The organism is Desulfosporosinus fructosivorans (genome assembly GCF_004766045.1).
GTDB classification, from domain to species: domain Bacteria; phylum Bacillota; class Desulfitobacteriia; order Desulfitobacteriales; family Desulfitobacteriaceae; genus Desulfosporosinus; species Desulfosporosinus fructosivorans.
This window is the reverse complement of record NZ_SPQQ01000007.1, coordinates 234,178-249,048: the sequence shown is the minus strand read 5'-3', so window position 1 is coordinate 249,048 and position 14,871 is coordinate 234,178. Positions and strand designations below refer to the sequence as shown.

At 44.8% G+C, this 14,871-nt stretch carries 13 protein-coding genes; all 13 read right to left on the bottom strand.

Annotated elements, in window-relative coordinates; translation table 11 throughout:
* Nucleotides 1–69: 69 nt before the first annotated feature.
* The 13 genes from E4K67_RS19705 to E4K67_RS19645 all read right to left on the bottom strand — a co-directional run bounded on the left by E4K67_RS19705 (nt 70) and on the right by E4K67_RS19645 (nt 14,576).
* Complete coding sequence (locus tag E4K67_RS19705) at nt 70–1,098, bottom strand: hypothetical protein (protein ID WP_135549837.1); 1,029 nt, start codon at nt 1,096–1,098, stop codon at nt 70–72.
* Between the two features lie 268 nt (nt 1,099–1,366).
* Nucleotides 1,367–2,548, bottom strand: coding sequence for a S41 family peptidase (locus E4K67_RS19700; RefSeq protein ID WP_135549835.1), 1,182 nt, complete (start codon nt 2,546–2,548; stop codon nt 1,367–1,369).
* Nucleotides 2,549–2,621: 73 nt separating this feature from the next.
* A complete protein-coding gene (locus tag E4K67_RS19695) occupies nt 2,622–3,770 on the bottom strand; it encodes a murein hydrolase activator EnvC family protein (RefSeq protein ID WP_135549833.1) in 1,149 nt (382 codons plus the stop codon).
* A 404-nt stretch (nt 3,771–4,174) separates the two neighbouring features.
* Complete coding sequence (gene ftsX / locus E4K67_RS19690; RefSeq protein ID WP_199242597.1) at nt 4,175–5,065, bottom strand: permease-like cell division protein FtsX; 891 nt, start codon at nt 5,063–5,065, stop codon at nt 4,175–4,177.
* Nucleotides 5,055–5,741: a cell division ATP-binding protein FtsE gene (ftsE, locus tag E4K67_RS19685; protein ID WP_135549831.1), complete on the bottom strand. Its 687-nt coding sequence runs from the start codon at nt 5,739–5,741 to the stop codon at nt 5,055–5,057. The genes ftsX and ftsE overlap by 11 nt, the downstream gene beginning before the upstream one ends.
* Before the next feature lie 255 nt (nt 5,742–5,996).
* Nucleotides 5,997–6,941 carry a transketolase family protein gene (locus tag E4K67_RS19680; protein WP_135549829.1) on the bottom strand — a complete coding sequence of 315 codons (945 nt, stop codon included), beginning with the start codon at nt 6,939–6,941 and terminating at the stop codon, nt 5,997–5,999.
* Nucleotides 6,934–7,764, bottom strand: a complete 831-nt coding sequence (locus E4K67_RS19675; protein ID WP_135549827.1) for a transketolase — start codon at nt 7,762–7,764, stop codon at nt 6,934–6,936. The genes E4K67_RS19680 and E4K67_RS19675 overlap by 8 nt, the downstream gene beginning before the upstream one ends.
* Nucleotides 7,765–7,888: 124 nt before the next feature.
* Nucleotides 7,889–8,990, bottom strand: a protein-coding gene (gene prfB / locus E4K67_RS19670; protein WP_135549825.1) for a peptide chain release factor 2 whose coding sequence is annotated in 2 segments (ribosomal slippage) — nt 7,889–8,920 and nt 8,922–8,990 — 1,101 coding nt in all. Because the reading frame shifts where the segments join, the coding sequence is not laid out codon by codon here.
* A 74-nt stretch (nt 8,991–9,064) separates the two neighbouring features.
* Nucleotides 9,065–11,572, bottom strand: a complete 2,508-nt coding sequence (gene secA / locus E4K67_RS19665) for a preprotein translocase subunit SecA (protein WP_135549823.1) — start codon at nt 11,570–11,572, stop codon at nt 9,065–9,067.
* Between the two features lie 219 nt (nt 11,573–11,791).
* Complete coding sequence (gene hpf / locus E4K67_RS19660; RefSeq protein ID WP_135549821.1) at nt 11,792–12,322, bottom strand: ribosome hibernation-promoting factor, HPF/YfiA family; 531 nt, start codon at nt 12,320–12,322, stop codon at nt 11,792–11,794.
* A gap of 172 nt (nt 12,323–12,494) precedes the next feature.
* A complete protein-coding gene (locus tag E4K67_RS19655; RefSeq protein WP_135549819.1) occupies nt 12,495–12,692 on the bottom strand; it encodes a cold-shock protein in 198 nt (65 codons plus the stop codon).
* A 506-nt stretch (nt 12,693–13,198) separates the two neighbouring features.
* Complete coding sequence (locus E4K67_RS19650; RefSeq protein WP_135549817.1) at nt 13,199–13,918, bottom strand: amino acid ABC transporter ATP-binding protein; 720 nt, start codon at nt 13,916–13,918, stop codon at nt 13,199–13,201.
* Nucleotides 13,905–14,576 carry an amino acid ABC transporter permease gene (locus E4K67_RS19645; protein WP_420841568.1) on the bottom strand — a complete coding sequence of 224 codons (672 nt, stop codon included), beginning with the start codon at nt 14,574–14,576 and terminating at the stop codon, nt 13,905–13,907. Before E4K67_RS19645 ends, E4K67_RS19650 begins: the two co-directional genes overlap by 14 nt.
* Nucleotides 14,577–14,871 lie beyond the last annotated feature (295 nt).

The following is a 14,871-nucleotide window of genomic DNA, read 5'->3' as shown; positions in this document are numbered from 1 at the left end:
TCTTAAGGGCATGATCGTCGTGCTAGTTCTACGATACGAGGGAAAGTAAGGGCACGACACATCGTGCTCTTACTTTGTTAAATCACACAAAATATTGTTGAGCACAGTTTCTCTATAAGCATCCAATTGATCAAAATTAATTGCATCCATATAGATCCCTTTAAGCTGAGACCTGTTTTTTTGCCAAGCTATTAAGGTCTCTTTTAACGTTTCACTAAAAGGCCGATCTAATCCTTGATCTCCTAAATTTTCAGGATTTCCCTGCCAGATCGCCAAATGCCTTTCTGGGAAAACAATCCCAATCACCTCATCCGGATTGAGTGGATGCAATATGATCTCAATCATTTGTCCTAACTGTTGCGCTTCTCGTAAAACCCAATCCAAGGCATCCAGGGTTTCATCTCCTTCAAGTCGAATTTGATCGAAGTCCGTCAGAAAATGCGGTGCAAGGTTAAGCCATCCGTCCACTGTTAAACCGTGTAAGAAATATGGAATAATAACACTTTTTTGCAATAGTTTGAGAGCATTTTCAGCGAGAGGCCAAGGGCCACTATGTTCTTTCTTAACCTTTACACGAGCAGAATTTCCCAGGATCCAAGAGATGTCTTCTTTTTCCATCTTATGTTTTAGTGCTCTATTCTCAATCAACGATCCAAGTTCTGCAGCAAGTTCTTCCTCCAAGGTCGTTTGAAGCTCTTGCAGCCGATTTTCAATTTTATAGATCTGTGAACGTTGCTTATCTAACTTGATTTCGTCACAGAAAATACTTAAATCAATAAACTTTTCAACAACTCCTGGGGCCCGCCAACGTAGTGGGGAAACCTCCATGGCGTCTAGCATTGCCAATTTCATCTTCGGCATGATAAAACCGGCCATGGAATCTGGATCCCGCACAGAACGAAAAAAATCAACGTCATATCCCCGATCCAACAATTCGAGACCGATAACCTTTATCAACGTCGATTTGCCTGTTCCTGGTCCTCCCAATAAGACATAAACCCGTTGCCAACTCGGCATCATGTTGGGCAAAAGAGATATGTAGCCCCTAGTGGTCATTCCCTCTGCGAAATAATGACGAACCCCGGTCTTATTTCTCATGCTTGCAACCTCCGTCGTTTTTTATGGTCAGCGTAGTCTATGCAACAACGATGCTTGTGGTTCGTAGTTCGATATTCATTGTTCGTTATTCGAACCAAGAATAATCGAAAAAAAAGACACACTCTGCTTAGAGTATGTCTTTCAGATGTCTTATCCAATTTAAGGTTCTCGCTTCTGTATGTTGATATTTTGTGATTCGAACTACAAAATCATGACCTACAGGATTAGCAAGGCGTAAGATCATTTACGTGCTCTTATACAGTCGAGTTCACTTCAGTTTCCCCTGTAATGTCTGGAGAGCTTTTTGAAGTTGCGGGTCAAAATTCGTGTCCGTCGGGGTAATGGTGGCTGGTTGCCCTTTGATTAGTTCTACCTTCACATCTGGTTCTATTCCTTTTTTGTGTATATCCACTTTATTTGGGGTCAAGTATTTGGCAGTTGTTAATTTGACACTTGTCCCCCCACCTAAGGGGAATATCGTTTGCACAATCCCTTTGCCAAACGTTTTTACACCGACAAGGCTCGCTGTCCCTTTGTCCTTAATTGCTCCCGCTACAATTTCCGCAGCCGAAGCACTTTCTTCGTTGACGAGAACAACCATGGGCATTCCTAAATAAGTCCCTGTAGTCATTTTTATATCAGTGTTTCCTTGCTTATCTACAATATAAACAACGGGTCCCTCCGGGATAAAGTAACTGGCAACCTGGACGGCAGCATTGAGCTCTCCGCCGTGGTTATACCTCATATCCAGAATAAGTCCTTTGAATTTTTTGATGTCCATATTGTCCAGAGTGTCCTTAAGTTCCTTGCCAGTATCTGAAGCAAACTGAGAAATACTAACGTAGGCAATATCTGGGTTCCCTGGCAATGCTTCTCCATCCACTGTAGGAACGGTGATGTTTTCTCTCGTCAAACTAACCGTAAAGGTCTTGTTTGTGCTCTCCCGATAGAGAGCCAAGTTTACTTTCGTCCCAGGATCTCCTCGCATCATACCCACCGCTTTTTCTTGCTCCATGCCAGAAGTCTCAGCATCATTAATCTTGCTGACGACGTCGCCGGATTGGATGCCGGCCTTACTAGCTGGAGAGTTCTTAATAGGGCGCAATACCACGAGCTTCTTTGGATCCTTGAGACTAAGAACAATACCTACCCCGCCGAACTTCCCTTCGAGCATTTGAAAAAGTTCTTCGTTCTCCTTGGCATTCATGTACGTCGAATAGGGATCTCCCAATATCTCGACAATTCCTTTGGTTGCACCTTCTACAAGCTGATCTGTCGTGACCTTTTCCAAGTAATCGCTACTAATTAGTTGCATAACGTGGACTAATCGTCCTACGTTATTTACGTTGGCAAGAACAATTCCTCCCAGTGCCGTAGTCACTAGTACGGAAAAAATCACTAGGACAACTCCTATGTTCTTGGCAACTCTTTTCCAGTTCCACTCTTGCAAGCAAGTCAAACCCCTTCCCTCGTATCTCGCTCTATTATATGCCTATTTATTCGTAGAAATACTGCTTATCCATTTAATTAGGAAAATACCTCAAAGGATCTGTAGGGTTTCCGCCTTCCCTGACTTCGAAATGCAGATGTGCACCTGTGCTCCACCCTGTCGAACCCACATATCCAATTACATCATTTGCTTCAACTGATTGACCTTCTTTGACAGCCAAGGACGACGCATGTCCATAAAGCGTGGATAGCCCCTTGCCATGGTCAATAATGATCATGTTACCGTAAGCCGTATTCCACCCTGCCATTATGACGACCCCTGTTCCTGCAGCGGTAATTTTAGTCCCCGACGGAGCAACGATATCAGTTCCGGTATGCAAACTTCGTTTTTTCGTTATGGGGTGAATCCTCCAGCCAAAGGGGCTACTGATTTCATAATAACCCGGCGCTGGCCAGGTTGTAATTGATCCGCTTACGCCACCAACGCGTGCTGCCTGTGCCGCCTGCAACTTTCGAATCTTTTCATTCCAAGCATTTGCCTCAGCTTCCAGTCGAGCAATATTATCAAAAGCAGCTTGTTGGTCCTTCTGATTCTGGTTCAAGGCAATACTTTGTTGGGTTTTTGACTGATCTAGGTCCGCACTCACCGAAGCCGCCTTCGTTTTAAGCTGTGCGGCTTGGTCTCGTTTGCCCTGCAACTCGTGTGTCTTTTTGGTGATTTGTTCCTTCTGAGTTTGAATGTCCAACAATAACTGTCGGTCATTGGCGACTAGTTTATTGAAATACTCAAAACGCGTAATAAGGTCACCGAGGTCCGCAGATTGAAAGAGCAGTTCCATATAATTAACCTGCCCACTCTCATAGATTACTTTAGCCCGTTTTCCAAGGGCCACGCGACGGGCTTCAAGTTCTTTCTGTTTTAGTTCTAGTTCTTCTTGAGCAGCTAGAACTTGTTTTTGGGCCTGGGAATAAGCCTCCTTCGTCTGGCTTAAAAGCTTCTGAGCTGCGGCGATCTTCGTCTCTAGCTCAGCCATTTGAGTTTTAAGTTTATCAGCCGAATAACTTAATTTATTTAACTGTTCCTTGACTTGATTTTTCTCAGTTATAAGGTCTTTCTGTTGCCCTACTGCATCGCCTAATTCGGTAGCCCGAGTAGGTAAAACCGAGGTTCCTAGTATACTAAGACTAATGATCACGATCGTTATCGCTTTCCGCTTGAACAAACGATCCCCTCCGTTCGTATTAAATTAAAAATTTAACAAACTATGTTTAGTCGAAAGTACTCATTTAATTATCGACAAAAATATGTAGAGGAGGCAAGCGGCTCTGCTTCAATGACGCAGACAACGCTACATGATTCTCTGTTTCCCCCTACCTCCGTGGGACCCAAGCCAGAGGAAGTTTCTCCGCAGAGATGCAAGTCAAAGAAACCGTCTTTGACCTTGCACGAACATGCAAACAAGGTCAAAGAATTGGTTCTCGACTTACACGTGTGCCGACAAAGCGTCTCTGCGTCATGACGCAGAGACGCTACTGGTCATTTCCAAACCTCCGTAGGACTAAGCCAGAGGAGGTGTCTTAGCAAAGAGAGCACATAGAGAGAAATTGCGTCAATGAGCGCACACCTCTATGTTTTAAGGAATTTTTGCAAGGAAAACCCACTTCCAATGGCTCCCATTGCCATGCCCGCGAGCAAAAGGCCCACGCAAACTTGGCGGAAGAGGATCCCATTTTGAACAACTGGTAAAAATGTTAAGGATGATTGGACGTATATAGTTATCCAATTATAGCCCATACCGACAATACCAGCCGCTATAGCTCCTCCTACAAGTCCTAATACCATTCCCTCAATAAGAAACGGCCAACGGACAAAACTGTTGCTTGCGCCTACTAATTTCATAATCTGGATTTCTCGGCGACGAGAAAAGACATTCATCTTAACGTTTATCGAAATTAACACAATGGCTGCGATCGAAAAAGCTGCCACTACGCCAAGGCCAATCCATCTTAACCATTGGGTAAAGCTCAAAAGCTTGTCCACAAATCCCTGTCCGTAGCGCACTTTATCTACCCCAGGTAGAGCGGACACCGTGTCCGCCAAGGCTATGACCTTTTGAGGATCCGTTGCTTTGACTGTCAATTTATCTGGGAATGGGTTAGTTCCCCCAAGGTCAGCCAAGATATTACTTTGAGAACCTCCCATTGTTTTTCCGAAATCAGTAAGGGCTTGGTCTTTGCTAACCACTGTCACGGAAGCTACCCCATCCATACCTTGTATCTGAGTTTTTAACCCGTCTAGTTCTTTTGGAGTTGTGCTGATTTGCACAAACGCAGCAATCTCTAACTGGGATTCAAAGGATTTCGCCATATTTGAAGCGTTTGCTAGGAAAAACACTGAAAATCCTAAGATCACAAGGGAAACCATGACGGTTAAAACCGATGCTATGCTAAGTCCTGGATTGCGTTTCATAGAGTTGACCGTCTCGCGGAGAATATAGCGAGTGGAATTACTCGTCATAGCCATATCCCCCCTTCTCTTCATCTCGCGCAACCCGTCCATTTTCTATGGCAATCACCCGTTTTTGCATTTTATCCACAATTGCTCTGGCATGAGTAGCCATGACAACCGTCGTTCCTCGTTTGTTGATGTTGTAAAGCAAGTCCATGATCCCCCATGCTGTTTCTGGATCAAGATTGCCCGTAGGTTCATCGGCTACTAATAATGCAGGATTATTAATAATCGCCCGTGCTACACAGACACGCTGTTGCTCTCCACCGGATAATTCATGCGGATAGGCATTTTCTTTACCCGCAAGCCCGACAAGTTCTAACGTCGTGCGCGTACGGGTCTGAATCTCTTTTCTCGACACTCCAATCACTTCAAGCGCGAAAGCTACATTTTCTTGTACTTTTTTATTGGGCAACAACTTAAAGTCTTGAAAGATTACCCCAATACTACGCCTAAGATAAGGCACTTCTCTTTCTTTCATGCGCACTAGATTTTTACTATTAATCATCACCTGTCCCCGCGTTGGAGTTTCATCACGATAAAATAATTTAATCAGCGTCGATTTACCAGCTCCGCTTGGACCCACCAAAAAAACGAAGTCCCCTTTGCCAATTTTTAGATTGACATCAACAAGAGCTCTGGCACCGTTCTGATAAATCTTGGACACATTTGTCAATTGTATCATACTGGCCTCCTTGATTTTCGCACGCCTCGCCCTTTTTCTGCATAACCTTTTAAGCATTCGACATTCGTTGTAGATTTCCTGTCAATATATTAAAACATACGAAAATCTTCATAAATTAAACACACTTCTGATGTTAAAGATCAGCCAGTTTAACAATAAGATGACGATTTAATTGAAAAACGAAGAAGGACGAACACTTCCGAGAGTGCTCGTCCGACTTAATCTGACGAATCCTGTCACCTCTATCTAGACCTATTATCCCAACTTTTTAACAAGGACCTCATGGACTGCTTCGATTAAGGCAGCCTTGGTCAATCCATATTTTTCAAGGAGTTCCTGCGGACGCCCAGACTCTCCGAACGTGTCTTTGAGACCTACACGAACCATCGGTGTGGGTAATTTTTCTCCCAAAACCTCTGCAATCGCGCTTCCGAGTCCGCCGATGATGTTGTGTTCCTCGGCTGTAACGACAGCTTTCGTTTGCTTGGCCACTCGTACAATCGTTTCTTCATCTAAGGGTTTAACGGACGCGACATTGACGACACTCACGCTAATTCCTTCGAGGGCGAGCTCTACGGCCGCCTCTAAAGCCATAGACACCATTAAGCCGTTGGCCATAATGGCGACGTCTGTCCCTTCTTTAAGGACATTCGCCTTTCCGATTTCAAAGTGATAATCTTCTCCAAAGAGAAGAGGAACAGCTAAGCGCCCCATGCGAATATAAACTGGGCCGATGTATTTGGCTGCAGCCAAGATTACTTGGCGGGTTTCCTCCCCATCAGCAGGAACTAAAACCACCATGTTGGGCACTGCCCGCATGATAGCTACGTCTTCAATAGCTTGATGTGATCCACCGTCCTCCCCAACCGTAATTCCGGAATGGGTGGCTGCAATTTTAACATTTAACTTCGGATAGGCAACGGAGTTGCGAATTTGTTCAAATGCTCGTCCAACCGCAAAAATAGCAAACGTACTGGCAAAAGGAATCTTGCCTGCTGCAGCCAAACCTGCCGCGGTCCCTATGAGATTCGCCTCAGCAATCCCCATGTTAAAGAAACGTTCAGGATATTTTTTGCCAAAGTCAGCAGTCTTGGTCGACTTCGAGAGATCTGCATCTAAGACAACAACATTGGGGTTTTCAGCCCCTAAAATGAGAAGAGCATTACCATATGCATCACGCGTCGCTACTTTATCAGCCAAGGGTTAACGCCTCCTCTCGTAATTCTTTCAGTGCCTGCTCGCCTTGTTCTACACTCGGAGCGTTGCCATGCCAGCCAGCTTGATCTTCCATAAAGGAAACTCCTTTACCCTTCACCGTCTTGGCAATGATTATCGTTGGTTTTCCTTTGACCTGCTTAGCTTCGGCGAAGGCTTCAACCAAAGCATCAACATCATGTCCGTCGACTTCGATCACGTGCCAGCAAAAGGCCCGCCACTTTTCGGCTAGCGGATTAGAACACATAACACTATCCGTAGTACCGTCAATTTGTAAGCCGTTAAAATCTAAGACGGCAGTAACATTATCCAGGTTATAGTGGGCAGAAGCCATCGCGGCTTCCCAAATTTGTCCTTCTGCCATCTCACCGTCACCGAGCAAAGCAAAAACCCGATAGTCTTTGCCATCCAGCTTGCCAGCCAGAGCCATTCCATTGGCCGCAGAAAGACCTTGCCCCAGGGAGCCCGTGGACATGTCAACGCCGGGAGTCTTCTTCATATCGGGATGTCCTTGGAGCATACGACCAGTTTGGCGAAGTCCTTGAAGCTCCTCCTTAGGAAAATAGCCCTTCTCTGCAAGAGCAGCGTAAAGGACAGGGGCTGCATGTCCTTTAGAAAGAACAAAACGGTCTCGATCTGCCCATCGAGGGTCTTCTGGGTTTATTCGCATTTCACGAAAGAATAACGTGGCTAAGATTTCTGCGGCCGATAAACTTCCACCAGGATGTCCTGATTTTGAAGTTACGAGCATGGAAATAATGTCTTGGCGAAGAGTGTTCGCAATCCGCTTCAGTGCAATGTTTGTCAAAAGATTTCCTCCTTTAGTTCAGCCTTAATCAAGGTTCATTTAGACAAGGGGACGGTTCTCCTGTCTAACTCTTACCTAGACAGGAGAACCGTCCCCCTGTCTACCCTATCTAGGGTTTAATCTATTAAACAATTTTAGTTTTCTGAAGATAGGCCGCGATGAACGCATCGATTTCCCCATCCATTACGGCCGAGACATTACCTGTCTCTTCATTGGTGCGGTGGTCTTTGACCATGTTATAGGGGTGAAAAACATACGAACGGATCTGACTTCCCCATGCGATTTCTTGTTGCTCACCACGAATTTCCGAAATTTCGGCTTCTTGTTCCTTACGCTTAAGTTCCAGTAACTTCGCCTGCAGAACACGCATTGCAGCAGCTTTATTTTGAGTCTGGGAGCGTTCGCTCTGACATTGGACTACGACCCCTGATGGCAAGTGTGTAATCCGTATGGCGGAATCCGTTTTATTAACGTGCTGACCTCCTGCTCCTCCAGACCGGTAAGTATCCACTCTCAAATCTTCGGAATCAATGGTTATCTCGTTGTCCTCCGATACTTCCGGTATAACATCCACAGAGGCGAACGAAGTGTGGCGACGTCCTGACGCGTCAAATGGAGAAATCCGTACTAACCGGTGCACACCTTTTTCTGACTTTGCATACCCGTATGCATTTTCTCCACTGAAGGACAGCGTTGCACTTTTAATGCCCGCCTCCTCCCCATTTAGAAAGTCCAAGGTCTCTACTTTATAGCCATGGCGCTCTCCCCATCGAATATATAGCCGATAAAGCATTTGCACCCAATCTTGAGCTTCCGTCCCCCCAGCTCCTGCATGGAGGGTAAGTATTGCATTGTTCCCATCATATGGCCCACTCAGCAATATTTCTAATTCTAATGCCTCAAAACGCTGCTGAAGTGCCTTTATTTCTCGCTCAACCTCGGATTCAAGGCTAACGTCATCTTCCTCAGTCGCCAGCTGCCAAAGAGTCGTGGTCTCTTCAAGCTCCAGCTCTAGTTCATCGAAGATCTTGACTTTAGTCTGATGAAGAGCTAATTCTTGCATGGTTTTTTGAGCCAACGAAGGATTATCCCACAAATCAGGGCGTTGGAACTCCCTCTCCAAGGAGCTGATCTTTTCTATACGCTGAGCAACGTCAAAGGGAAACCCTCAAATCTGCCAAGCACATTTTTAACGTTTCCAGTTCTTTTTTCCAATCAGAAAGCACTTATTAATCACCCTTTCAAAATTCACTTCCTTATACGCAAAGCGGGCGGAACACAGGGCGTGTTCCGCATCTATCTACGACTTCTTCTTTGCCTTTTCACCACAACACTTCTTATATTTCAGCCCGCTGCCACAAGGGCAAGGATCGTTACGACCAATCTGTTCTTCTGTGTGTACAGGTTTACTGGGTTCTCCCTCGTAGCGGTTCTCCGTCACGTTCCGTGGCTGTTCAGCGACTTCATTCCGCACTTGTGGTGCCACACGCATAACATAGCGAATAATATCGTCCTGAATGGAGTCAATCATTGCTTGAAACATTTCAAAGCCTTCTCGCCTGTATTCTACTAACGGATTTTTCTGGCCATAGGCACGTAGGCCAATCCCTTCACGAAGCATATCCATAGCATCAAGATGATCCATCCATTTACTGTCCACAACCTGAAGCATAACCGCGCGCTCAATTTCCCTCATCAGTTCAGGGCCGAACTGCTCTTCACGATTCTCGTAGAATGCTTTAGCTTTTTCTAGCAATATTTCTTCGACTTCTCCTACCGAGAGGTCTGATAACTCTTCAGTCTTTACATGGGTCCCAGGCAGGTAAAAGCTTTCAACATAGTCCGCTAAACCAGCTAAATCCCATTCCTCTGAGAATGTGCTTTCCCCACTAAACATACTGACACTGTCTTTGACCGCTTTCTCCAACATGTCCATAATGTTGTCTCGTAAATTTTCTCCCATGAGTACAGAGCGTCGCTGACCGTAAATAACTTCCCGTTGTTGATTCATAACATCATCATAATCAAGGACGTGCTTACGAATATCAAAGTTGCGACTCTCAACCCGTCGTTGGGCAGTTTCAATAGATCGAGAGACCATCTTGGACTCAATCGGCATGGTGTCATCCATCCCCAACTTGTCCATAACGTTCATGATGTTGGTACCGAACATACGCATCAGGTCATCTTCGATTGAAATGAAGAATTGGGTTGATCCAGGGTCACCTTGACGTGCAGCACGTCCACGTAATTGGTTATCAATTCGCCGGGATTCATGTCGTTCTGTCCCGATGATATGTAACCCCCCTAGTTCATAGACCCCCTCTCCTAAAATAATATCCGTTCCACGCCCCGCCATGTTGGTGGCAATCGTAACCATACCAGCCTGTCCAGCATTGGCAACAATTTCCGCTTCTTTTTCGTGGTATTTGGCATTGAGCACTTGGTGTGGAACACCGCGTTGCCTGAGTAGGTCACTTAAATGCTCGGATTTCTCGACCGAAACCGTTCCAACAAGTAGTGGTTGCCCTTTAGCATGGCGTTCAATCACGCTTTCTACAGCTGCCAAGAACTTGCCTTCTTCCGTACGGTAAATCACATCCGGGCTATCACTGCGAATCATTGGCCTATTTGTAGGGATTTCAACGACATCAAGTTTATAAATTTTCCGAAATTCTGGTTCTTCCGTCATGGCCGTTCCAGTCATCCCTGAGAGCTTTTTGTACATTCGGAAGTAATTCTGAAAGGTAATAGTAGCTAAGGTTTGTGATTCTTTTTCTATTTTCACACCCTCTTTAGCTTCGATCGCTTGGTGCAATCCTTCACTGTAACGACGACCTACCATCAGACGCCCAGTAAATTCATCGACAATAATAACTTCTCCGTCTTTAACCACGTAATCGCGGTCCCGTCTGAAGAGGGTTTGTGCCTTTAATGCCTGATTAATATGATGGGCTAACTCAGTATGAATATCTTCATAAAGGTTATCCACCCCTAGCATGCTCTCAACTCGGCGAACTCCTTGTTCCGTAAGCGTAACAACTCGCTCTTTTTCAATGACTTTGTAATCATCTTCGGGTTTCAAACGCGGAATAATCATAGCGACTCGAAAATATAATTCCGTCGGCTTGTCTGCCTCACCGGAAATAATCAGAGGAGTCCTAGCTTCGTCAATAAGGATAGAGTCAACTTCGTCCACTACAGCATAATTCAGTTCCCGCTGAACCGCAGCTTCTGGACGCGTAACCATGTTATCCCGGAGATAGTCAAAGCCAAATTCATTATTGGTCCCATACGTAATATCTGCGCCATAGCTTCTCTTACGTTCTTCAAAGTCTAAACCATGCACAACCAAACCAACGGAAAGACCAAGAAATTGATGAATTCTCCCCATCCATTCGCTGTCGCGGCGAGCCAAGTAATCATTGACTGTTACGATATGAACCCCTTTTCCTGTTAGAGCATTTAAATATGCGGGCAAGGAGGATACCAAGGTTTTCCCTTCTCCTGTGCGCATCTCTGCAATCCGGCCGTCATGAAGCACCATACCGCCTATCAACTGCACATCATAGTGTCGCTGATTAATTACCCTTTTGCCAGCTTCACGAACCACAGCAAATGCTTCAGGTAACAGAGAATCTAGACTTTCTCCCTGATCCAAACGTCCTCGGAATTCAGCAGTTTTTCCACGCAATTCGTCATCGCCCAGCGTTTGAATCGTCGTTTCAAAGCTATTAATTAGTACAACGCGCTTTTGATATTTTCGTATTTCCCGCGCATTATCATCGAACAAATTTAAAAAACCCATTATGTCCACCTTTCTCAATCCATATATTCTTTAATTTTAACATCCTTGAGAACCGACTGCAACTGAACTGGACGATTCGTTGAAATTTAGATATTATCGAAAGGTTTAAATTTTGTCTAAAACGTCGAAAGGCCCGCACATGCAGGCCTTTCGCTTGGTTAATTTAAGCGATTTTTTATCTGAGGGTACACCACACGAATTACCACGTTTATCGCTTATTTAAGTTTGAGGTTGAAGCAGACCATAGTCTCCATTATTACGAAGGTAAACCACATTCATCTCTTGGCTTTCCGCATTTGTAAATACGAAGAAATTATGGCCCACTAGATTCATCTGCATAATCGCTTCCTCTACAGACATAGGCTTCGCAGGGAATTTCTTATTCCGGACGACTTCCTCACGTGGTTCCTCATTAACTTCAACAGGTTGCTTTGGTTCATGATCCTTTAAGACCTTAGAGCGCATCCGTTTATTAATTCTTGTACGATACTTATCGATTTGGCGTTCCAATTTCTCAACGACCATGTCGATCGAAGAATACATATCTTCGGTTTCTTCTTCCCCACGCAAGATCATACCATGAAGTGGAGCAGTAACCTCGACCCGATGCCGATCTCGCTCAACTAACAAAGTAACTTGAACGTCCATGAACTCATCTGAGTATTTAGCTAACTTTCCCACCCGTTTCATAACATATTCTTTAAGTGCGTCTGTTAGTTCGATATGTTTACCACGAATAATAATATTCATTAATTCAGCCCCCTTCTAAGATGCTACATATATAATATTCCCGATTTACATAAAAAATCCTGCTTTTGAACGGTTTTAACTCTGGATTTTTTAAATTAAAACCCCAAGAGTGAATCATCGTCTAATTTTTAACGAATCTCTCTTGGGGTTTTATCAAAATACCAAGCTAACCTTACCGGACAATTACGTTTGAAGCTTGCTCACCACGTGGACCTTGAATGACATCGAATTCCACATCTTGTCCTTCTTCAAGAGTACGAAATCCCTCTCCGACCACAGATTGAAAATGCACAAACACATCTTCTCCATTAACCTGCTCAATGAATCCGTATCCTTTTTGTTTGTTGAACCATTTAACTTTACCTAGCACCTAAATGCATCCTCCTTGAATTGTTCAAATTCTGAAGATCAATCCCCAGACTACGCACTACTTTTAGAAGGATACCCAACATTAACGGACTCTAAACCTAGAGACTTGGTGGCACAGTGCTCGGTGCATACGACGCAGAGAGGGACTTGGTTACATAGCGCTCGCGAACCGTCCAGCTCGTCCGCAGCGCAACGTGCAGACGTGTGCAGAGAAGCGCTCCTCGGGCCTATCTTAGCCCAAGGAGCGCCTTTCTACCAAGCTCCGTTCTCTCCATAGCCCCAGACCCCAAAGGAGCGCTTTTCTGCTAAGCGGCTGCTTTAGTGGAGCCGCGGTCCAGACGGGCGCCGACGGTTCGCGCCCTCGTAGCGCGCCGCAGGTTCACATGCAGTTTTCCCAGAGGTTTCGGACGCGCTCGCGAACCGTCCAGCTCGTCAGCGGCGCAACGTGCAGACGCGTGCAGAAAAGCGCTCCTCGGGCCTATTCCCAAGGAGCGCGTGTACAAAAAGCTACAGTATTTTACTCAAAAACGCCTGTGTCCTAGGGTTCTTGGGATTAGCAAACATTTCGTTGGGCTCTCCCTCTTCCATAATTATTCCCTCATCCATGAAAATGACTCGATCGCCCACTTCGCGAGCAAATCCCATCTCATGAGTCACGACAACCATGGTCATCCCTTCACGCGCTAAGTCTTTCATCACCGCAAGAACCTCCCCGACCATTTCGGGATCTAAGGCAGAAGTAGTCTCGTCAAAAAGCATGATCTTCGGTCTCATGGCTAAGGCCCGTGCGATTGCAACCCGTTGTTGTTGACCTCCTGAAAGGCGATCAGGGTATTCGTTTGCTTTATCAGAAAGACCAACTTTTTCTAAAAGCTCTAGAGCAATTTTTCTAGCTTCCTCTTTATTCGTTTTGCGGACAATCTCTGGGGCAAGTACAACATTTTGGATCGCTGTCATATGGGGAAAGAGGTTAAAGCGTTGAAATACCATGCCCACTTCTCGACGTATCGCATTAACATTCGTCTCGGAGTTTAGCGGAATTCCATCAACAATTATTTCTCCACTCGTCGGTTCTTCCAGTTTATTAAGGCAACGCAAGAATGTACTCTTTCCTGAACCACTCGGACCGATGACAACCACCACTTCTTTTTCACGAATGTGGCAATCAATCCCTTTGAGGACTTCAAGTTTACCGAAAGATTTATGCAAGTTTTTAACGAATATCATTCTTACCTAGCCTCCTCTCCATATAGGAAACCCATTGAGCAATCAACTGGGTCATTACTAGATAGTAAAAAGCTACCGCCAAATACATAGGAACGGGCTGAAACGTCCGTCCGACTATAATCTTGCCCGTATAAAAAAGTTCTTGAATCGCAATGATGGATAAGAGCGAAGAATCTTTAAGTAAGGCAATAAATTCGTTGCCTAACGGAGGAATCGCCCGTTTAAACGCTTGTGGAAGGATAACATAACGCATTGCCTGGACCTGAGTCATCCCTAAGGACCGTGCTGCTTCCGATTGCCCCCGGTCTATAGACTGAATGCCTGCTCTAAATATTTCCGCGATATAAGCCCCCGAATTAAGACCCATCGCTAATACCCCTGCAATATACTCATAGTTATCGGGCATAGTCTTCCATTGAAGGAGCGCTGGGATTCCGAAAAACACCAGAAATATTTGTATCAATAAGGGAGTCCCTCTAAAGAAATCTACATAAGCAATCGCCCCTGCCCGAACTAGTTTGTGCTTGGATAATCGAGCTAAGGCCATAAACAGACCAATGAGTAACCCTATAGTCACCGCGCCAGCGGTTAGCTCTATCGTGAGTATTGCCCCTTTGGTTAGTATAGGCAAACTTTCTTTAACTACGCTCCAGTTTATATCCACCGTAAACCTCCTTCTTTCATTATAACTAGCATGTCCAACAGAACTACTATTTGTCCGAATAAATTATATAATTTAACTTAAGTTTATACAAGAAAAATGTATATCCCTGTCTTGTTTTGTTTATGTATCAACATACACAGTAAGGATTAATTATACACATGGAAAATAGTTAATTCAAGCCCTAATTTTATTTTCGGTTTCTAGTTGTTTAATATAAAAAAGATAAAGGTTGGCACAAACATCAAGTGCCTTCCTTTATCTTTTATTTTTAGTATTTAGAGGTAACTAA